This window comes from Mycolicibacterium lutetiense, assembly GCF_017876775.1.
In the GTDB taxonomy this organism is placed as follows: Bacteria; Actinomycetota; Actinomycetes; order Mycobacteriales; family Mycobacteriaceae; genus Mycobacterium; species Mycobacterium lutetiense.
In genome coordinates this window covers 239678-259409 of record NZ_JAGIOP010000001.1, presented here as the reverse complement: position 1 = coordinate 259409, position 19732 = coordinate 239678, and the positions used below count along the sequence as shown (strand labels likewise).

18 protein-coding genes are annotated in these 19732 nt (G+C 66.2%); 9 read left to right on the top strand and 9 right to left on the bottom strand.

Going from position 1 to position 19732, the window contains the following annotated elements:
• Positions 1-38: 38 nt before the first annotated feature.
• Positions 39-2027: a vWA domain-containing protein gene (locus tag JOF57_RS01265; protein WP_209912875.1), complete on the bottom strand. Its 1989-nt coding sequence runs from the start codon at positions 2025-2027 to the stop codon at positions 39-41.
• Complete coding sequence (locus JOF57_RS01260; RefSeq protein WP_209912873.1) at positions 2020-3402, bottom strand: sigma 54-interacting transcriptional regulator; 1383 nt, start codon at positions 3400-3402, stop codon at positions 2020-2022. Before JOF57_RS01260 ends, JOF57_RS01265 begins: the two co-directional genes overlap by 8 nt.
• A gap of 125 nt (positions 3403-3527) precedes the next feature.
• Between JOF57_RS01260 and JOF57_RS01255 the strand changes: the two genes are divergently transcribed.
• Complete coding sequence (locus tag JOF57_RS01255) at positions 3528-5405, top strand: LpqN/LpqT family lipoprotein (protein WP_209912870.1); 1878 nt, start codon at positions 3528-3530, stop codon at positions 5403-5405.
• A gap of 90 nt (positions 5406-5495) precedes the next feature.
• On the opposite strand, the gene JOF57_RS01250 is transcribed toward JOF57_RS01255, so the two are convergent.
• Positions 5496-5858 (bottom strand): heme-binding protein, encoded by a 363-nt coding sequence (locus JOF57_RS01250; RefSeq protein WP_209912868.1) that lies wholly within the window; start codon positions 5856-5858, stop codon positions 5496-5498.
• Positions 5859-5983: 125 nt separating this feature from the next.
• Between JOF57_RS01250 and JOF57_RS01245 the strand changes: the two genes are divergently transcribed.
• The 3 genes from JOF57_RS01245 to JOF57_RS01235 all read left to right on the top strand — a co-directional run bounded on the left by JOF57_RS01245 (position 5984) and on the right by JOF57_RS01235 (position 8355).
• Positions 5984-6235, top strand: a complete 252-nt coding sequence (locus JOF57_RS01245; protein ID WP_209912864.1) for a hypothetical protein — start codon at positions 5984-5986, stop codon at positions 6233-6235.
• A 54-nt stretch (positions 6236-6289) separates the two neighbouring features.
• Entirely contained in the window at positions 6290-7303 is a 1014-nt protein-coding gene (locus JOF57_RS01240) for an alpha/beta hydrolase (protein WP_209912862.1), read from the top strand.
• Between the two features lie 191 nt (positions 7304-7494).
• The gene (locus JOF57_RS01235) at positions 7495-8355 is read left to right on the top strand and encodes a type IV toxin-antitoxin system AbiEi family antitoxin (RefSeq protein WP_209912860.1); all 861 of its coding nucleotides are present in this window, start codon (positions 7495-7497) and stop codon (positions 8353-8355) included.
• Between the two features lie 194 nt (positions 8356-8549).
• Here the strand turns inward: JOF57_RS01235 and purH are convergent, their stop codons facing one another.
• The 5 genes from purH to sfnG all read right to left on the bottom strand — a co-directional run bounded on the left by purH (position 8550) and on the right by sfnG (position 14359).
• Positions 8550-10112 carry a bifunctional phosphoribosylaminoimidazolecarboxamide formyltransferase/IMP cyclohydrolase gene (gene purH, locus JOF57_RS01230; protein WP_209912857.1) on the bottom strand — a complete coding sequence of 521 codons (1563 nt, stop codon included), beginning with the start codon at positions 10110-10112 and terminating at the stop codon, positions 8550-8552.
• Positions 10109-10834, bottom strand: coding sequence for a phosphoribosylglycinamide formyltransferase (gene purN / locus JOF57_RS01225; protein ID WP_407666526.1), 726 nt, complete (start codon positions 10832-10834; stop codon positions 10109-10111). The genes purH and purN overlap by 4 nt, the downstream gene beginning before the upstream one ends.
• Positions 10749-12212 (bottom strand): cell division protein PerM, encoded by a 1464-nt coding sequence (locus tag JOF57_RS01220; protein ID WP_209912852.1) that lies wholly within the window; start codon positions 12210-12212, stop codon positions 10749-10751. Before JOF57_RS01220 ends, purN begins: the two co-directional genes overlap by 86 nt.
• A 60-nt stretch (positions 12213-12272) precedes the next feature.
• Entirely contained in the window at positions 12273-13094 is an 822-nt protein-coding gene (locus tag JOF57_RS01215) for a DUF5336 domain-containing protein (RefSeq protein ID WP_209912849.1), read from the bottom strand.
• A gap of 134 nt (positions 13095-13228) precedes the next feature.
• Positions 13229-14359, bottom strand: a complete 1131-nt coding sequence (sfnG, locus tag JOF57_RS01210) for a dimethylsulfone monooxygenase SfnG (RefSeq protein ID WP_209912846.1) — start codon at positions 14357-14359, stop codon at positions 13229-13231.
• Positions 14360-14489: 130 nt separating this feature from the next.
• Here sfnG and JOF57_RS01205 point away from each other — a divergent pair, with 130 nt between their 5' ends.
• Together JOF57_RS01205 and JOF57_RS01200 are read left to right on the top strand one after the other, a co-directional pair.
• Entirely contained in the window at positions 14490-15338 is an 849-nt protein-coding gene (locus JOF57_RS01205; RefSeq protein ID WP_209912844.1) for an LLM class F420-dependent oxidoreductase, read from the top strand.
• 86 nt (positions 15339-15424) lie between these two features.
• Entirely contained in the window at positions 15425-15910 is a 486-nt protein-coding gene (locus tag JOF57_RS01200) for a hypothetical protein (protein ID WP_209912841.1), read from the top strand.
• Between the two features lie 131 nt (positions 15911-16041).
• Here the strand turns inward: JOF57_RS01200 and JOF57_RS01195 are convergent, their stop codons facing one another.
• Positions 16042-17568 carry an acetyl-CoA acetyltransferase gene (locus JOF57_RS01195; RefSeq protein WP_209912839.1) on the bottom strand — a complete coding sequence of 509 codons (1527 nt, stop codon included), beginning with the start codon at positions 17566-17568 and terminating at the stop codon, positions 16042-16044.
• Positions 17569-17671: 103 nt separating this feature from the next.
• Between JOF57_RS01195 and JOF57_RS01190 the strand changes: the two genes are divergently transcribed.
• From JOF57_RS01190 to JOF57_RS01180, 3 genes are all read left to right on the top strand, one after another.
• Positions 17672-17965, top strand: a complete 294-nt coding sequence (locus JOF57_RS01190; protein ID WP_209912837.1) for a hypothetical protein — start codon at positions 17672-17674, stop codon at positions 17963-17965.
• A 594-nt stretch (positions 17966-18559) separates the two neighbouring features.
• Positions 18560-18910 carry a hypothetical protein gene (locus JOF57_RS01185; protein WP_209912834.1) on the top strand — a complete coding sequence of 117 codons (351 nt, stop codon included), beginning with the start codon at positions 18560-18562 and terminating at the stop codon, positions 18908-18910.
• Positions 18911-19083: 173 nt separating this feature from the next.
• The gene (locus JOF57_RS01180) at positions 19084-19707 is read left to right on the top strand and encodes a TetR/AcrR family transcriptional regulator (RefSeq protein ID WP_456094034.1); all 624 of its coding nucleotides are present in this window, start codon (positions 19084-19086) and stop codon (positions 19705-19707) included.
• The last annotated feature ends 25 nt before the right edge of the window (positions 19708-19732 follow it).

The following is a 19732-nucleotide window of genomic DNA, read 5'->3' as shown; positions in this document are numbered from 1 at the left end:
GCCCGGTCAAACGACGTGTGCGTCGCGCTCGGGGCGCACTACCGCCGACGCGAGTGCAGGTAGTCGCCGACGACGGCGGCGCCCAGACCATCGAGGTCGGGCACCACCACCCGGCCCTGCACACGACGGGCCACCTGATCGATGAAGCGGGCCAGGCCGGGGTCGGAGCCCAGCCGGAAGATCGTCACCTGCGCGCCGAGGCGGGCCACCTCGTCAAAACCCCGCACGGTGTGGGCAATGGTGCGCGGGTGCGGGGGGTAGTCGAAAAACACGGAAGACCCCTCCCCATCCCCGAAATCTTCCAGATGCGCGGTGGGCTCACCGTCGGTCACCACGAGCACCACCGGCTGCGCATTGGGATGACGACGCAGATGCCGCGTCGCCAGGGCCAGCGCGTGGTGCAGGTTGGTGCCCTGCTCGTACACGCCCTCTAGCCCGGTCAACTCACCCGCGGTCACCGTGCGGGCATACCGGCCAAAGGCGATGATCTGCAACTCATCTGATCGGAACCGGGTGCTCACAAGGTGGTTGAGCGCCAGTGCCGTGCGCTTCATCGGCAGCCAGCGGTTCTCCATCACCATCGAGAACGAGGTGTCCACCAACAACGCCACGCAGGCCTGGGTGCGGGTCTCGGTTTCGGAGATCTCCACATCCTCGACCGCGAACCGGATGGGCCGCTCGACGATCCCGGTACCGGCCTGGCGCAGCACCGCATTGGTGACCGTGCGGGTGACATTCCACGGCTCGGTATCGCCGAACTGCCAGGGCCGGGTCGCCCCGGTCAACTCCCCGGCCGCGCCGGCCCGACGGGTGTCCCGCTCCCCATGTCGACCCGAAAGCTGTTGCGCCACATCACGCAATGCGGTCTGGCCGAGCTGACGCATGGCCTTGGGCGACAGCCGCCACTGCCCGTCGGAGCCGCGGTCGATGAAACCCTGATTGACCAGGGCCTTCTCCAGCTCGGACAGGGTGCGGGCGTCGATCGCGGCGTCGTCGCCGAGCTGGCGGGCCAACGACTCGAGGTCGACGTCGTCCATCGACGCCCCGGAGTAGCTCTGCGACAACGCGTCGGCCAGCTGCTCCAACTCGGCGATGTCGGACAGCGCCTGGGCCCCCTCGCCCATGCCCAGCGGGTCGCCACCGGAGAATCGTTCCGAACCGGTCCAGTCCTCGCCGGGTCGGGCGGCCTGCAGGTGCGAGTCGAGTCGATCCAGCGCATTCATCAACGATGGCGAACCAAAAGCCTGCTGCGCCAGGGAATCCAGCTCGGCACGCTGCTCGGCCGACAGGCTGTTGCGGAACCGCTGCGCGGCAGCCGCCCGCTTGGCCAACGAGTCCAGCAGCTCGTCGATGTTCTGCGGGCCCTCCGGGAAGAATTCGCCGTGCTTGTCCATGAAATTCTGGAAGTCCTCAGGCGAGTCATTCCCCTGGGCGTGCTTGTCCAGCAGCTCGTTGAGGTCATCGAGCATGTCGTTGACCCGCTGCCGGTCCTCGTCGGTGGCGTTCTCCAACGCCTCCTTCATCCCGGCGAAACGCTGATCCAGCATCTCGCGGCCCAGCAGATCCTTGATCTGCTCGTACTTCTGCCGCGCCTCGGGGCTGCGCCAGTCGTAGTCGGCCAGCTCCTGCACGGCCTTGGCCGGGGACGGCGAGAGCGCCTCCATCTGCAGTTCGCCGAACCGAGCATCGTCGTCGAGGGCACGGGCCAGCTCCTTGCGCTCGGCCAGCACGGCCTCGTCGAGCAGCTTCTTGATCTCCTGCAACGTGCCGTCAAGGTTGTGCCGCTGCAACAATTCCCGGCGTTTCCGGTTGGCCTCGGCCGCCAGCCGGTCGGTGCCGCGCATCCCCTCGGTGCCGCGACGCATCAGCTCAGAGAGGGCGCGGCGCGGCGAGCTGCCCTCCATGACGTTCTGACCGATCTGCTCGAGCGCGTCGCGCAGATCGATCGGCGGTGCCAGCGGGTCGGGGCCTCCGGTGTACCGCGAATACCGCGAGGTGTGCCCGTGAGCCCGACCGGGATCAGCCATAGACCGTCTCGCCCTCCCCCGTCACCTTGTCCACACGCTTGGCCAGATACAGCGCCTCCAAGGCCAATTCGACGGCCGCGGCCCGCTGACCGACCGACACCGCGCCCACCCGGGCGGCGAGCGCGTCGACCACGGCCAGATCCGGCAGCGCGGCCAGGACGTCCTTGGCCGATACCCGCTCGCCGGTGGTCACCGGAGAACCCTCCTCGACCGCGGCCACCAACGGGGCGACATCGATGCCGCCCAGCAGTCGTTGTGCGGTGTCGGCGGTGGCACGTCGCAGCAGATGCTCCAGTACCGCCTGCTCACGTCCCTCCTCGCCGCTCTCGAACTCCAACTTGCCGCGCAGCACGTCGACCACAGTGGCCAGATCAACCACCCGAGCCACCGGATCGTCCTCACCGAGAATGGCGGAGCGGTGCCGCGCCGAGGCCGCCACCGTCTCGGCGGCAGCGATCGCGAACCGGGCCGACACACCGGAACGCTGATCGATCGAGCTCGATTCACGCAGATTGCGGGCAAACCGGGCCAGCACACCGATCAGGTACTCCGGGACCTCCGCGGCCAACTGGGCTTCCTGGCGGATCACCCCGACCTCGTCGTCGATCTCCAACGGGTAGTGCGTGCGGATCTCCGCGCCGAACCTGTCCTTGAGCGGGGTGATGATCCGGCCGCGGTTCGTGTAGTCCTCGGGATTGGCGCTCGCGACGACGAGGACGTCGAGCGGCAGCCGCAACGTGTAGCCGCGGACCTGAATGTCACGCTCCTCCATCACGTTGAGCATCGACACCTGGATCCGCTCGGCCAGGTCCGGCAGCTCGTTGACGGCCACGATGCCGCGGTGTGCCCGCGGGATCAGCCCGTAGGCGATCGTTTCCGGGTCGCCCAGGCTGCGCCCTTCGGCCACCTTGATCGGATCGATGTCGCCGACGAGATCGGCCACGCTGGTGTCGGGGGTGGCCAGCTTCTCGGTATAGCGCTCACTGCGGTGTCGCCACTCGATCGGCAGATCGTCGCCGGAATCGGCGGCCCGGCGGATCGACTCCGGCGTGATCGGGCTGTACGGATGCTCGCCCAACTCCGACCCGGCGATCACCGGCGTCCACTCGTCGAGCAGCCCCGTCAACGCCCGCAACAGCCGCGTCTTGCCCTGGCCACGCTCACCGAGAAGCACCACGTCGTGCCCGGCGATCAAAGCCCGCTCCAATTGCGGGATCACGGTGTCCTCGAACCCGAGAATGCCCGGCCACACGTCGCGGCGTTCGGCCAGTGCGGACAGCAGGTTCTCCCGAATTTCGGCTTTGACGCCCCGCTCACGATGGCCGGAGGCGCGCAGCTCACCGACGGTACGAGGCAGATCCTTGGGTTGGGTCACCACTCCACGCTACGACTGAACCCGCCCGCGCACATCGCCACCCGGCAGAACTAGCACCCGGCGCGCGCAAGCCACACCCCCGGCATAGTCGTTGCCCGAGCGTGGCTACCGGTAGTCTGCGCTCCATGCCGTTGGCTAGCGGTCAAGAATTCGCAGGGTTCACCATCGTCCGGTTGGTGGGCACTGGTGGTATGGGCGAGGTCTATTTGGCCTCCCATCCGCGGTTACCCCGCGAGGACGCTCTCAAAGTGCTGCCCATCAGCGTCAGCTCGGACAACGAATTCCGGCAGCGGTTCATCCGCGAGGCCGACATGGCGGCCACGCTGTGGCATCCGCACATCGTCGGCGTGCACGACCGCGGCGAGTTCGAGGACCGGTTGTGGATCTCGATGGACTACGTCGAAGGGCACGACGCCGCCAAGCTGCTGCACGACCAGTTCCCCAAGGGCATGCCGGCCGAGGACGTCATCGAGATCGTCACCGCCGTCGGCGACGCGCTGGACTACGCGCATCAGCGCAACCTGTGGCACCGCGACGTCAAGCCGGCCAACATCCTGGTCACCAGCAAGCAGGGCGGTAAGCGCCGCATCATGCTGACCGACTTCGGTATCGCACGCCGCGCCGACGAGGTCAACGGGCTCACCTCGACCAACATCACGGTGGGCTCGATGTCCTACACCGCACCCGAACAGCTGATGGGGCAGCCGCTCGACGGCCGGGCCGACCAATACTCCCTGGCCGCCACCGCCTACCGCCTGTTCACCGGCACCCCACCGTTCGCGCACAGCAACCCGGCCGTCGTGATCAGCCACCACCTGAACTCCCCGCCACCAAAGCTCGGTGATACGAAACCCGAACTGGCCGTGTTCGACTCGGTGATGGCCAAGGCGCTGTCCAAGGACGCCAAGGACCGCTACGACACGTGCCACGACTTCGCCGTCGCACTGGCAGAGGCAGCCACCGGAACCACCCCCGAGGTGCGCACCCCGGCACGGCCTCACGAGCCGGCGCCGCCCACCACCCCGCTGATCATCCCGAAACCGGTGAACCCGCCGCCGACGCCACCGCTCCCGCCGTCACCGCTCCCGCCGTCAAATCCCCGGCAAGCACCCCCGTCGGAACCGCCGGTGTTCACCTCATCGTGGACAGGTAACGAGACTTCGTCCCACAAACCCGTGGCGAGCAATCCGGCGGGCGGCATGCAGGGGCTCAGCGGTCCGTCAGGGCCGCCTGGACCAGTCGGGCCGCCACAGACCAACTTCGGACCGCCCCCGCTGCCGCGCAACCCGATTCCGCAGCAGCCGGACAACCGGCGCAAGCTCGTCCTCGCCGCGGCCGCGATCGGCGGAGTCCTCCTGCTCGTCGGCGGCATCATGTTCGCGGTCACCTCGGGAGGCGAGGAGACCAACGGCGGCGGCGAAACCACGTCGGCGATCGCCACGGATACCTCCGGCGAGACCACGAGCCCGGCCAAGCCTGCCCACGCCTTCACCATCGCCGACTACATCAAGCAGAGCGGCGCCATCGAAACGCCGGTCCATCGCGGCGATCCGGGCGCGCCGGTGTTCAACTGGCCGACTCCGCCCGGATGGATCGACGCCGGCACCCGCACACCGGCGTGGGCCTACTCGGCGATGATCAACGACCCGGCCAACCCGACGGATCCGCCGTCGGTCATCTCACTGATCTCCAAGCTGACCGGTGACGTCGATGCCGGCAAGCTGCTGGAGTACGCCCCCAGCGAGCTGCAGAACCTGGCGGACTACAAGCCGAACGGTGAGGTGACCCGCGCAGAGATCGGCGGGTTCCCCTCGGTCCACCTGAGCGGCACCTACGCCAAGGGCGAACAGCGCCGCGCGATCACCCAGACCTCCATCGTGATCCAGGCACCCGGCGCGGTTTACGTGCTGCAGATCAACGCCGACGCACCCGAACGCGACAAGGGCGTGCTCACCGAGGTCAACAAGGCCATCGAGTCCCAGGCCACCATCGCCCTGCCCTGAGTGCCTCCGGCGCCGGACACAGACGAAAGGAGCCGGCCACCACGGTGGCCGGCCCCAACCGATTCGACCCGTCGGGTCGAGGTGACCGGTCTAGATCACGCCGGAGATTTCGGCTTCGAGCGGAATATTGCAGCGATTGCGCAGATCAATCGCTGGTGCGCGGATCGCGTTGAGCTCGTCGCGCACCTGCGGATTGTCGTTGAGGTACGCCTTCGTCTTGTCCGCGGTCGTCTTCTTGCCCTGGCCTTGCAGCCCGGTGAAGAACGCGTTGACGTCGGGATGAGTGAACAAGTAGCCGCTGATATTCGTCGCAACACCTGCCATCACCGCGGTGACGTCGGCAGTGGTGCAGTTCGGCGGTTCGGCGGACGCCGTTGCCGATGTGCCGAGGAGCACCGCGCCCGCCCCCAGCACCGCTACGGCCCAGCTACGTGAACGCGTGACAAGTTTCATGGAGCTCCTCGATCGTCGGATCAGGTTGCGAGCGATGGTCTATCGTTTGCCGCAACCATAACTTGCGCGACAATATCGCGTGCAGGGTCGACGCAGCGTCAACCCGGACGAAAGGACTAGTCGCCATGTCGCACATGCGTAACCTCATGGTCATCGGTGCCGCAGGGTTCGGCGTCGCGGCCGCGATTCTGGCCGCGCCGACCGCCGCCGCGGATCCTTCGCTCCTGCCGCACTGCGAGGTGACCGGCGGAAGCTCAATCGCCGGTGGGCAGACCACCGACTGTGCCTCCGAGGGCAACGTCCAGATCGACGCGACGCCCCCGGTGTACCCGGGCGAGGAAGAGTTCTACGGCTTCCCCGGCTTCGGCTTCATCTGACGGTCGGCGGGCCGGCCGACTCTCCGGCGCGAGGTACCCGGTACCCTCGGTATCGTGAATTCGCTCGATTGGCGTAGCCGGCCGGCCACCGTGCACTTCGGCCCCGCATCTCTGCAGTCCAGAGCACTCGGCTGGACCACTGCGATTTTCGTCCGCCCATTGCTGGGGCTGCTGACCCTGATCGGACTGGGCATCAACCGCGTCGCCCCCGCACTGCTGCAGCGCGCACGCCTCGACGTCATCGACCGGCCCTTGCGGTTCATCAAGCCGCTGCCCGGCACCGAGGTGACGCCGGTGGCGCTGCCCAACTGCCCGGCCGAATGGGTGATCGCCCCCGAGGCCCGCGACTCCGATCGGGTGATCGTCTACCTGCACGGCTCGGCGCTGGTGACCCTCGGCCTGAACTCACACCGGCGCTTCGTGTCGAAACTGTCCGCCGCTACCGGGGCGCGCGTGCTCAACGTCGGCTACCGACTGGCCCCGCAGGCCGACATCGACGACGCCGTCGCCGACGGGCTCGACGGCTACCGACTGGCCCTTTCACTCGGCTTCGCACCTGATCGGATTGTGCTGGCCGGCGATTCAGCCGGCGGATTGATGGCCGCCGACACCGCCCTGGCAGCGCGTGACGCTGGGCTGCCGGTGCCGGCCGGGCAGGTCCTGCTCTCGCCACTGACCTCGTCCGACATGGATCTCAAATACCGTGCCCTGCAAGAGCACCGAGACGTGCTGTTCCCGTTCATGACCGTGAAGTTCATCTATGACGTGTTCGCCACGGTCAACGGCACCCGGCCCACACCGGTGATGCCGCCAGAAGCAGACCTGCACGGGCTCGGGCCATTCCTGCTCCAGGTCGGCACCCACGAGATGCTGCTCAACGACACCTTCGCGTTGGCCGACAAACTTCAGGCCTGCGGCGTCCCGGTGTGGGTTCAGGTGTGGGACAAGGCAATGCACATGTTCCAGCTGAGTTTCGACATCAACCCCGATGCCCGCCACGCGGTTGACGAGATCGCCTCCTTCATCGCCTATGCGACAACCGAGGCCGAGGACGAGGCGAGCGCGTAGCTGGCGTCGCCTCGCCTTTGCCACCGCTTTGCCTTTGCGCCGTTTTCTACGCCTGGGCTGTGATCGCGAAGTTTCGCGACCCTGGTGTAGAAAGCGGCGCTCATCCACAGCGCACGGTTCATCCACAGCCGCAACGAAGACGTATGTGGGCGCCGTCAATCCGTCGGTACCGCTGCCGATCGTCGGGGTCCATGAGCATCCCATTCATCGGACCGGAAGCGCTCGCAGCGGGCAGCCTCAGCAGGGGCCAACTGCGTTGGAGATACGCCGCGGCTCATCCACGCATCTACTTGCCGAAGCAGGCCGTCCCAACCCTCAAGGCGAACACCGTGGCCGCATGGCTGTGGACGGCACGTCGCGGGGTCATCGCCGGCCGGGCAGCCGCTGCCCTGCACGGCGCGCAATGGGTTGACGATGATGCCCCGGTCGAACTGATCACGAAGCACGGGCGTCGCCGGCCCGGCATCATCGTGCGCGAGGAACGCATCAGGCCCGACGAGATTTGCCGCATCAGCGATCTCAACGTCACCACACCGCTACGCACGGCGCTCGATCTCGCGCGCTTTCTTCCCCGTGACCAGGCGGTCGCCCACCTCGACGCGATGGCGATCGCCACCGGCGTGGACGCCGGGCAAGTGCTCGAACTGGCTGCCCGATATCGCGGACTACGTGGAATACCAAGCGCCCGAACAGCACTCGACTTGATGGATGCCGGTGGGCAATCTCCGCGAGAGACCTGGTTGCGGCTGCTTCTCATCGACGCGGGCTATCGGCCCCCGCGTACGCAGATCCGGGTGACCGACGGCTTCAACGAGGCGTTCATCGACATGGGCTACGACGACGTCAAGGTGGGCCTGGACTACGAAGGTAAACACCACGCCACGGACCGCCCGCGGGTGGTGCACGACATCGGCCGCAACGAGCTCATCGAACGTGAGGGCTGGATAGACATCCGCGTCGTGGTCGAACACAGCAGGGCTTTCATCCTGCACCGGGTCCGAGAGGCGTTTGCCCGGCGTGGTGCTTCACCGTTTTCTACCTCTGGGTCGTGATCGTGAGGCCGTCACAGCCCAGGAGTAGAAACCGGCGCAAACCACCGCGGCCGCAGTGCGCCATTTTCTACCCTGGGGTCGCAATTCCACGCGAACCACAGCCCTCAGGTAGAAAACGGCGGCGCCGCAGCAGCAATGGCAAGGGCCGCCGCCACAGCAGCTGCAGCTGCAGCTGCAGCCAGAGCAGCAGAAAACTAGTGCGCGAAATGCCTTGCGCCGGTGAGGTACAGCGTGATGCCCGCGGCCTCGGCAGCTGCGGTGACCTCGCCGTCGCGCACCGATCCGCCCGGATGCACGATGGCCTTTACGCCCGCGTTCGTCAGCGTCTCCAAGCCGTCGGGGAACGGGAAGAAGGCATCGGAGGCCGCGACGGCGCCAACCACCCGGTCGCCGGCACGCTGCACGGCCAGTCCGGCCGCGTCGACGCGATTCACCTGTCCCATACCGACGCCCACCGTGGCGCCGTCCTTGACGACGACGATCGCGTTGGACTTCACCGCGCGGCAGGCCCGCCAGGCGAACACCAGCTCGCTCAACGTCTGCGGGTCGGCCGGCTCACCGGTCGCCAGCGTCCAGTTGGCCGGATTGTCGCCCTCGGCGTCGAGTGCGTCGCGCTGCTGCAGCAGCACCCCGCCACTGATCTGGCGGAGTTCGATGCCGCCGACCAGTGGCTCGGACGCCACCAGGATGCGGATGTTCTTCTTGCGCGCCAGGATTTCCACCGCACCGGCCTCATATGCCGGGGCGATGATGACCTCGGTGAAGATGTCGGCGACCGTCTCGGCCATCTCGACACTGACCTCGGTGTTGGAGGCGATGACGCCGCCGAACGCGCTCAACGGATCGCACTCGTGGGCCTTGCGGTGCGCGTCGGCAACCGACTCCGAGGAGATCGCGATGCCACACGGGTTGGCGTGCTTGATGATCGCCACGCAGATCTCTTCGTGGTCGAACGCCGCCCGCCACGCCGCGTCGGCGTCGGTGTAGTTGTTGTACGACATCTCCTTGCCGTGCAGCTGCTCGGCCTGGGCCAGTCCGGGCCACGCGGAATCGTCGCGGTACACCGCGGCCTGCTGATGCGGGTTCTCGCCGTAGCGCAGCACCGCGCTGCGATGCCAGGTGCCGGCGAACCAGGCCGGCAGCGGCTGCGCGGGCTCCTCCGGCGCCAGGGTCGAACCCATCCAGCCGGCGACTGCGACGTCGTACTCGGCGGTGTGCCGGAATGCCAACGACGCCAGCTTCTTCCGCTCGCCGAGGGTGAAGCCACCGGCGCGGACCGCGGCCAGCACACCGTCATAGCCCAGCGGGTCCACCACCACGGCCACACTCGGATGATTCTTGGCGGCCGCACGCACCATCGACGGTCCGCCGATGTCGATCTGCTCGACACACTCGTCCACCGATGCACCGGACTCGACAGTCTCGGAGAACGGGTACAGGTTCACCACCACGAGCTCGAACGCCTCGACCTTGAGCTCCTGCAGGGCCGCAACATGTTCGGGCTTGCGGGTGTCGGCCAGCAAGCCGGCGTGCACGCGCGGATGCAGCGTCTTGACCCGGCCGTCGAGCACCTCGGGGAAACCCGTCACCTCTTCCACCGGGGTGACGGGAACACCCGCGGCGGCAATGGTTTTGGCGGTCGACCCGGTGGAGACGATGGCCACGCCCGCCTCGTGCAGGCCACGGGCCAGATCAGCCAGGCCGGTCTTGTCATAGACACTGACCAGCGCTCGCCGGATCGGTTTCTTCTCGCTCACCCTATGGTCGCCTTTCGTCCAGTCCAGGTCACGCCGCGGGTTGCCAGCGCGGCCAGCACATCCACCAGCAGTCGTCGTTCGACCACCTTGATGCGCTCATGCAAAGTCTCTTCGGTGTCATCATCGAGCACCTCGACGGCCTGCTGGGCCAGAATCGGCCCGGTATCCATCCCGGAGTCCACGAGATGCACGGTGCAGCCCGTCACCCGCACGCCGTACGCCAACGCCTCGGGCACCGCGTGCGCCCCGGGGAACGCGGGCAGCAACGCCGGATGCGTGTTGACCACCCGGCCCGGGAAGCGGGAAAGAAATTGGCCGCCCAGAATTTTCATGAACCCGGCCGAGACCACCAGGTCCGGCTCGTGTTCGGCGGTGGCTTCGGTGAGCGCCGCATCCCAGGCGTCTCGATCGTCATAGTCGCCCAGCCGCACGGTGTAGGACGGCACCCCCGCCTCTGCCGCGATGTCCACCGCGGCACATTTGCGGTCGGTTCCGACCGCGACCACCCGCGCCGGATAGTCGTCGACAGCGGCGGCCAGTAGCGAGGCGAGCAGCGACCCTGTCCCCGAGGCCAGCACTACCAGCCGTGCCGGTGCACTCGGGGGCACTTGTAACGGTTGCTGCACGCGCAGCAGCCTAGTCGTCCGCACGGCGGGGGTTGGCGCCGGTCGCCGGGTCGTCGGGGATGTCGTCGACGATGAAGTGGTCCTCGGGATCGTCATCGAGGTCTTCATAGCTCCGAGGGCCGGGTTCGTAGACGGTTTCCTGCACGTCGTCGTAGTCCTCGTACTCGTCCTGCGGGCTCTCCGGCTCGTCGCCGGGCTCCTCGGCCGACCACGACACCAGCGGTTCGTCGGGTTCGAGCTCGGGCTCTGCCTCGACATACTCGACGTCGTCCTCGATGACGTCGAGTTCGGGCTCGGGCTCGGGCTCGGGCGCAGGTGGGGGCGGGGGCGGGGCCGCGGGCCGCGGCTTGCGGGTCAGGCCGCCGGACATCGCCACCGTCAGCCCGCCGATCCCGACGAACCACAGGAAAACCGCTGGCCCGAAGGTCGCCTGATCGACTCCGACGGACCCGAAATTCCCCAACCGGCCGCCACCGGCGAATCCGGCCAGCGCCATCGTCACCGCGGCCAGCGCCGATGCCACCACCAACTTCCCGGTGGCCGCCCCGATCGGGAGCGGACGTCGTGCACATTGCTGACCTACCGCCACTGCCGAGGCCGCCCCCACGATCAGGAGCGCCACCCAGATCGGGCCCAGCGGCGGCGTCGGCACCGCGGCCAGCACCGGCACCGCAGGGATGTCGCCGCCGAACACGGTGAACGAACTGAACGCGGCCAGCCCGACATGGGCACTGGATCCGACCGCGATCGCCGAGGCCCCCACGATCACGTTGGGGATATAGAGGATCGACAACAAAGTGAGGCTGAACTGGCCGAACAGACTGTCGGTAATCGCGAACAGGTCGTGCATCGTGCCCCAATGCACCACCAGGGAGGCCGCCGTCACCACGCCGGAAAGCCCGAACAGGGCGAGGACACCGGCGGCTGCGGCGCGAAACGCATCGGGCAGCCAGTCCGGGAGCGGCAGGGCCGCCAACGTGCGTCGACCGACCTTCGAACCGACGCCGATCAACGCGCCGATCGCATGCACGACCAGCACGCTGAAGAACGCGCGCAAGGCACTGGGGGTCTGCAGTTCGCTGATCACCGAGGCGGCGTCATGGATGACAGCCAGCAGGATGGCCGCTATCAGAATGGGCCCGCCCAGCGCCGAGGCGACGACCCAGCGGGTGACGAACCAAGAGGAATTCGGGGCGGTGGCCGCGGCCGTCGTGCGGGCGGTGCCCCAGATCATCGCCATCACCGGCAGCAGCGGCATCACACCGAGCTCGCGGCCGCCGATCGAGACCGGCACCTGATGCACGCCCAGCCACATGCTGGCGGTCGCCCCTAGCGCGCCCGTCATGTCGCTGTTGGCGATCAGCAGCTGCAACAACACAACCGCGGCGATGACCACCAGCGCGACGACGGACGGCCCGAACGCGACCCGAAGCAACTCACGTGCCTGGCGGGTGCCGACTGGCCGGTTACTCACTTGGTGGGCTGCTCCTCGCAATGATCGGCGCGTACGCGGGAAGCGCACGCGCCGATCAGCTTACGACGGCGCAGGGCCAGATTGCTGTGAAGGCGGCTGCTGTGCCGGGCCGGCAGAGGGCGCCTGGGAGCCCGAATGCTGCGGCTGGCCATAGGTGGGGTAGCCGGTCGGAGGCGTCGGCGGGCCGCTCGGCTGCTGCCCCTGCGGGGGCTGCACCGGGAAACCACCGGTGTTCTGACCACCGGCGTAGCCGCCGTACTGCGACGGGTAGCCGGGCTGCTGCGGCTGAGCCTGCTGGTAGGACTGGCCACCGTGCTGCGGCTGGTGCTGCTGCCCGTAGTACTGCGACGGGCCACCGTACTGGCCGTACTGGGGCTGCTGGTCGAACTGCGGCTTGGGCGCCGGAGGGGTGAGGATTCCGGCGTCGAACAGAAGTGCGGCGATACCGGCACCGGCCTGGACCAGCGTGAGCACAAGGAGAACCCAGATCGTCCAATCGGCGTCTCCACCTGCAGCTACCGAGAGGGTGATGGACAGCAGCAACCCGAGGGTGGACAGCACTGCTGCCGGCGCAACACGGCTCTTCTGCTTCGGCAGAACGCCGACGCCGGCCAGGAGGCCGGCCAACAGCGGGACCACGATGATCAGCGAACCGATCACGGCCTGGACCTCGAAGGCGAAGCTCACGAAGTAGATGAGCAGGCCGGTGACGGCCACCACGCCCAGCAGGATCTCGGGCAGCTTGTTCTCACCGGGCTCTGACGCGGCCGGGGCGGCGGGCGGGGCCGCCGGAGCGGGAACCGCCTTGGCGAACTGCTGGGTTGCATCGAACTGCGAACCCGATTGCGGCGGGTATCCGGGGTTACTGGGCGGGTAGGTCATGACCTCTCCTGTGCTATCAAGCTTCGCGACGTGTGTTCACGCAGGCATGAATACCGACCACGTGAGCGATTCGATCTTCCACGCTAGCGCACCCGACTGTGTGCCGGGCGCGCGTGCTTGGTGTCAGAGCGGTCTCAAGCCGATACCAGAACGGGTGTCTCGGCGGAATCCGTTTCGGCTGCCTCGATTTCGCGGACCAGTGGCAACACGTTGGCGCCGAAGTACTCGATTTCCTCCTGGAAATGCAGGAACCCGCCGAGGATCAGGTCCGCGCCACGTTTGCGGTAGGCGGCGATGCGTTCGGCGATCTGCTCGGGTGTGCCGATCAACTGGGTGCGGAAGCCGTCGTTGTACTGCACCAGGTCCTCGAAACTGGAATCGGCCCACATGCCCTTCTTGTCCCCGGTGGACTTGCCGGCCTGCTGCACCGCGCTTCGGAAGCCTTCGACGGCGGGTTTGTTCGCTTTGGCCACGATTTCTCTGAGGACTTCCTTCGCCTCCCTTTCTGTGTCGCGGGCGATGATGAACGAGTTGAGACCGAACTTCACCGCTCGGTCAGCGTTGCGGGCGTGATGACGTACCTCGACGACCTGTTCGGTGAAGCCCTCGAAGTCTTTGCCGTTGGAGAAGTACCAGTCGGCGTAACGGCCGCCGTTGCGGCGGGCCGCCGTGGAGTTACCGCCCTGGAACAACTCGGGATTGGGACGCTCCGGCGTGTTCAGCGGCTTGGGCTTGAGAGTGAAATCGTGGATCCGGTAGAAGTCACCGCGGAAATCGACGTCGTCCTCGGTCCAGATCTTGCGCAAGACCTGGAGGAACTCCGCGCTGCGGCGGTAGCGCTCGTCATGTTCGAGCCACGGTTCACCCAGGTGCGTGAACTCGTCCTTGAACCAACCGGACACGACGTTGACCGCGAACCGCCCACCTGACAGATGATCGGCAGTGGCGCCGAGCTTGGCCAACACGGCGGGTTGCCACAGTCCCGGATGCACGGCGGCGATGACCTTGAGTCGTTCGGTGGCCAATAACAGGGCGAGGCTGAAGCTGGTCGATTCGTGCTGGTACTCCGCACCGTAGCTCGCCTCATAGCGAACCTGCGACAGGGCGTACTCGAAGCCGTTGTTCTCCGCCGTCTGCGCGAGCTTCTTGTTGTACTCGTAGTTCCAGTCGGTGCGCTGTTCGATGTCGCTGGTGACCAGACCGCCACTGACATTGGGCACCCAGTACGCGAACTTGACGTGGTCGGCGATGCGTTCAGTCGTCATGCCGATGATCCCAGCAAACTGGTGAAGCCCCGTCGCGGGTATCGCTCGCGATGAAGTTTTCTCCGACCCGACTCGCCTAACGAGACGGTGCGTCTTGCTACTGCGACTGAAACACGTTCTAATTCTGCGTATGGACTATGGGCTTGTTCTCTTCACCAGTGACCGCGGCATCGCCCCGGCCAAGGCCGCCAAACTCGCCGACGATCACGGCTTCACGACGTTCTACGTTCCCGAACACACCCACATCCCGATCAAGCGCGAGGCGGCTCACCCGACCACCGGTGACGAGTTCCTGCCCGACGACCGCTACATGCGCACCCTCGATCCGTGGGTATCGCTGGGCACCGCCTGCGCGGTGACGTCGCGGGTGCGGTTGTCGACGGCCGTCGCATTGCCGGTCGAACACGACCCGATCACCCTGGCCAAATCGATCGCCACCCTCGACCACCTGTCCGGCGGACGCGTGTCGCTGGGCGTCGGATTCGGTTGGAACACTGACGAACTCGCCGACCACAAGGTCCCCCCGGGCCGCCGCCGCACCATGCTGCGCGAGTACCTGGAAGCCATGCGCGCACTGTGGACCGAGGAAGAAGCCTCCTATGACGGCGAATTCGTGAACTTCGGACCGTCCTGGGCCTGGCCCAAGCCCGTGCAGTCGCACATCCCGATCCTGGTCGGCGCGGCCGGCAACGAGAAGAACTTCAAGTGGATCGCCAAGTCGGCCGACGGCTGGATCACCACTCCCCGCGACTTCAACATCGACGAGCCCGTCAAGCTGCTGCAAGACACCTGGGCCGCCGCCGGACGCGACGGGGCACCGCAGATCGTCGCGCTGGACTTCAAGCCGGACGCCGACAAGCTCGCCCACTGGCGCGAACTGGGCGTCACCGAGGTTCTGTTCGGGCTGCCGGACAAGTCCGAGGCCGAGGTATCGGCGTACGTCGAGCGGCTTGCGGGCAAGCTGGCCGCGCTGGACTAGCTTCTGGCACGCCGAAATCAACGCTGTGGTCGTAAAAGTTCGAGCGGAACGACCATGGCGTTGATCTCACGGTTACGCTGACGCGGGTGCGCACCGCTGGACGCCTCGTCGTCTGCCTCATCGCGTTTCTTGCCGCCTGCGCGCCCGCTGGCCGCCCCAGCGACGGCAAGGGGTTTCCCGATTTCAGCGGATACACCCCCGCTGACCATGACACCTATTTCTCTGGCGGGCAGAGATATTCGGGTTACAGCTTCCGGACGCCGAGCGGCCTGACGTGTGACTCCAACGACTATCTCGGTCCCGAGTACGCGCGGATCCAATGCTGGGGTCCTCGGCCGGACAAGGGGCCGGGGCTCTGGTTGGTGGCCGCCGAACGACGGTCTGCCGCCACCATTCGTCAGCTCACCGACCCGGATGATCCCCAGGCCACTCCACCTCCGTTGCTGCCCGCCCAACACGTGGTGCGGTACCCGAAAGATGACCTTGTCTGCGGGGTTGGCAGCCACATAACGGCCTGCCGTATCGGCAGGCACGGGTTTGTGCTGGGGCCTAAATGGTCGAGGTTCTTCTGAGATGGCGGGCGTGAAAGTCGCACGAGGCTCTTCTGAGCAGGTCGGATGTTCTCGGCGACATATGATCTCGAAACCTGGTATCGCATGCGGTACCAGGTTTCCAGGCACAGTGCCGCGACCAAAGAGCCGCGTTACGCCAGCGTCGCGGTGTTCCGCTTCTCACCAGATTGCACGATGATCGACGCGCCCAACGGCTCGCCGTCTGAGAGCAACTCCACCAGCGCCTCGTCCGTCGTCGTCGCCAGGAATCGGCTGCCATCGACATCCAGGCGTCCGACGATGATGCCCGTGCGCGGCGTCCAGTCATAACGGACGGTGTAGGTCTCGATTGCGGCTGGGCCATCGGCCTTTTCGGCGATGACCACGCGCTCCTGAACGTTGAACGCATCCTGCAAGGCGGCGCTGCCGTCGGCCACCCAATCGGCGGGCTCGGTGGAGTAGATACCGACCGAGTACTTGCTGGCGATACCGCCGTTGCCGCCGACTAGAGCGAACTGCCCTGGCTTGTCGCGCATTTCATTGACAGCCTCGGCGATACAGTGCATCGAGTAGTTGTTCCCCGGGCCGCCGAAGAAGGGCAGACCGCCGGTGAGCGTTAGACCGCGTTCATCGTCGGGTGCCAGACCGGTGCCGTCGCAGATATTGAATACCGGGAACGGGAAGCAGCTGTACAGATCGAACGCCGCGACGTCATCGAGGGTGATGTCTGCGACCCGCAGCGCCTCGTTCACTGCGATGTTCGCGGCATCGCTGTAGCCGAGTTCAGCGCGCTCCAGCAGCTTGATCTCTTTCATGTCGGCGTGCCCGCGCAGGTAAACCCACTTCTCCTCGGGCACATCGAGTTTCCGGGCGGTCTCGACCGACATCATCAGCACGGCAGCACCCTGATTGACCTGGTCGCGCGCCACCATCATGCGCGGGTACGGGTCGCAGATCATCCGGTTGCTCGAGGTGACGGTGGCCAACTCCTCGGCCGAGCGCTCCACCGGGGCAGACGAATACGGGTTCTTCTCTGCCACTTTCGAGAACGGCGCAAACAGCTCCGCCATCGCCTGCCGGTAGTCCGCGACGGACAGACCCTGCCGGGCGCGACGCGCGTTCTCCAGCAGGCCGTACTGCACCGGGGCACCGATCAACCCGTGCTTGATCGTGTACTCGTCGAAGATGCCGTCATAGCCGTAGCCACGGTCCTCCAACTGGCCTTCGACGGTCCCGGAGTGATCCGGCTTGTCGTCACGCTTGGAGAAGTGGCGCAGCGTCGAGGTGTTCTCCGAACCGAACAGCAGCACCACCTCGGCCTCGCCTGCCGCGATCGCCGCCGAGAACTCGGTGACCAGGTGCTGGGGGCTCTGGCCGCCGATCACTTCGAGGATGGCGCGGGCCGGCGCGGCGCCGACGTTGCGCGCCACCGAGCGCGGGTAGTTGTCGGACACACCCAGGGTTGGCGTCTGTGGGCCGGAGATCTCGAACTGCCGCGTACCCGCCACCGTGTCGATCGCCTGCGCCACAGCAGCGGCGTCGGCCCCGCAATCGTGCAGCGCTGCCCTGGCCGCCTCGGTGGCCAGCTCGACCGAGGACATGCCGCGATAGCCGTCAAGATCGATGCGTTCGGTGAACTGTCCGACGCCGACGATGACAGGTGTGCGCGGATCGACCATGACAATCTCCTTGACGGGTGTTAATTCGCGAGGCTAACCGATTGTGGTTTCGAGAGCGAAATCGGTGCGCATCTGCCCTCATGAGCCGCATTAGGGTGAATGGGTGACGCGGCCGTTGAGGGTCGATACCGCGGCACTCAAAGGGGCTGCGGAAGAGCTAGCCGCGTTCAGCGACGAACTCGGAGATTCACTCACTCACGAATGGCAGCCTCCAGCGGATCAACCGTCGGCGAAGGCCACGGTCGCCCTCACCGCGGCGACCAATCACGTGATGAGCGAATGTTCTGCCAACCTGCTCCACTTCGCCGACAACATCGCCCAGGCAGCGCGCTATTACGACGCAACGGATTCGGTCAACGCTCAAGCCGTAATCAAGACGATGAACCCGCCCAAGTAGGAGTACCGAGTCGAGATGCTGACACGCTCCCGTGTCGAGGGGTGGACGACGGGCCACCTGAAATCTGCGTCGCTCGGGTGGGCCAACCTCGACTTCTCGCGCCCAGACCGCTGGGCCAACGGGTACGCGTTCTTTCGCACACCTGACGGTCTAAGCTGCATGATCGGTGGTGTCAGACGGTGCAGTGGACCCCTACCCGGACTGCCCGTGGAATACGGCGAATGTGCCGTCGTGCTGCAGACCCACGAAGAGTACAGTCGCTCAGCACCTTTCAGATTTGAGAAGTCGGTCAAGGGGTGCCCACCACCGGCCGACACACTTCTCAACATCGGTCAGAAGCTAACACTTACCGCGAACAACACCTCGGCGTGCGTGGTCGGTGAGGATAGATTAACCGCATGCATCGACGGCGACGGGAAGCATGGCTTCGTACTGCGACCGTCGGGAAGCTGGGCGTTCTGATGCGGCTTGCGCGGTGTTTGGTCGTCGCACTTCTCGGGGTTACGGCATGTTCGCCCACCGGAGTTACCTTCTCCGCCAGTAGGTTTCCCCGACCTGAACGAATTTACGGGCGTCGACCCAAAAGATTTCGACTTGGGCGGAACAGCGTTCGTCAGTCCCGAACGGATCAGTTGCCTGCTCGACTACGGGCCTCATAGATCCGTCGTGTGCGGTGGCAACATTGACGGCATCGCCGATTCGGTAACAGGTACCGGTTGTCCTGAGGTGCGCAAGCCAGAGGACGGACCGAGCGACGCACCCTACGTCATCTCACGGCCGGATGGGGATTGCGCCTCGGCGAGGTTTAAACCGATCACCGTCGGCAAGAAACTCGAGGGCCACAACAGCACCTGCGTCGTCGGCGGGAACAACCTCGTTTCCTGTATCGACGCCGACCACAAGCACGGGTTCGTCCTGCAGCCCTCCGGCAGCTGGGCTTTCTGAGCTCACCGCTTCCTACGCCCGGGTCCTTCTCAGCGAGCGAGCACAGCCCAGATGTGGAAAGCCACGCCTTAGAAGAGGCAAAGCAACAACGAAACCGGCGCTCACCAGCGCACCTTGACGACCCTGTCACTTAGTGACATATTGGAGCTGTCACTAAGTGACAAGTTCTGGAGGTGAGGGCGTTGGGCGAGAAGCAGGATCAGGCGCGTCTCGCAGTGTCACGACATGCGTGCGCATTGTTCTGGGAGCGTGGGGTCGCCGGTACCAGCGGTGACGACATCGCCGCGGCCGCAGGGCTTTCCACCCGCACGATCTGGCGCTACTTCCGCGCCAAGGAACGCTGCGTCGAACCGGTGCTGGAAAAGTCCGCGGACCGGTTCATCGACATTTTGAACCGGTGGCCGCATGAGGTATCGCTGGCCGAACACCTTGCCACCGACGGGATTTCACATCCGATGGCGGCCGAGGACGTGCAAGACGAGATCAGCGCCATGCGGATCGCCACCATGACGATGTCTGAGCCGGCCCTGCGTACCGCGTACCTCATGGTGCACGACCGGATGGAGCAAGGCTTCATCCCGGTGATCGCCGAGCGACTGGGCCTGCCGGAAACAGACCTCACCGTTCGCCTCTGCGCGGCTGCTGTCACCGGGGCGTTCCGCGTCGTCGACGAGGACGTCAGCGTCGCGGTGATCGTCGAAGGCAAGAAGGTCACCGAGGAGCAGGCACTCGCCCTGATAGACCGCGCGATCCGCGATGCCACCAACGGGCGATTGGGCGGACCCGTCGAATCCTGAGCCCGAAAGAGCTTGTCCGCACCCG

Bases quoted from the DNA above. Each gene is read 5' to 3' on its own strand.
- JOF57_RS01265 (WP_209912875.1), bottom strand. From the start codon at position 2,027: ATGGCTGATCCCGGTCGGGCTCACGGGCACACCTCGCGGTATTCGCGG.
- JOF57_RS01195 (WP_209912839.1), bottom strand. From the start codon at position 17,568: ATGGTCGATCCGCGCACACCTGTCATCGTCGGCGTCGGACAGTTCACC.
- JOF57_RS01205 (WP_209912844.1), top strand. From the start codon at position 14,490: ATGGACTATGGGCTTGTTCTCTTCACCAGTGACCGCGGCATCGCCCCG.
- JOF57_RS01215 (WP_209912849.1), bottom strand. From the start codon at position 13,094: ATGACCTACCCGCCCAGTAACCCCGGATACCCGCCGCAATCGGGTTCG.
- JOF57_RS01250 (WP_209912868.1), bottom strand. From the start codon at position 5,858: ATGAAACTTGTCACGCGTTCACGTAGCTGGGCCGTAGCGGTGCTGGGG.
- JOF57_RS01235 (WP_209912860.1), top strand. From the start codon at position 7,495: ATGAGCATCCCATTCATCGGACCGGAAGCGCTCGCAGCGGGCAGCCTC.
- JOF57_RS01245 (WP_209912864.1), top strand. From the start codon at position 5,984: ATGTCGCACATGCGTAACCTCATGGTCATCGGTGCCGCAGGGTTCGGC.
- sfnG (WP_209912846.1), bottom strand. From the start codon at position 14,359: ATGACGACTGAACGCATCGCCGACCACGTCAAGTTCGCGTACTGGGTG.
- JOF57_RS01255 (WP_209912870.1), top strand. From the start codon at position 3,528: ATGCCGTTGGCTAGCGGTCAAGAATTCGCAGGGTTCACCATCGTCCGG.
- purN (WP_407666526.1), bottom strand. From the start codon at position 10,834: ATGACGATCCCGAGGACCACTTCATCGTCGACGACATCCCCGACGACC.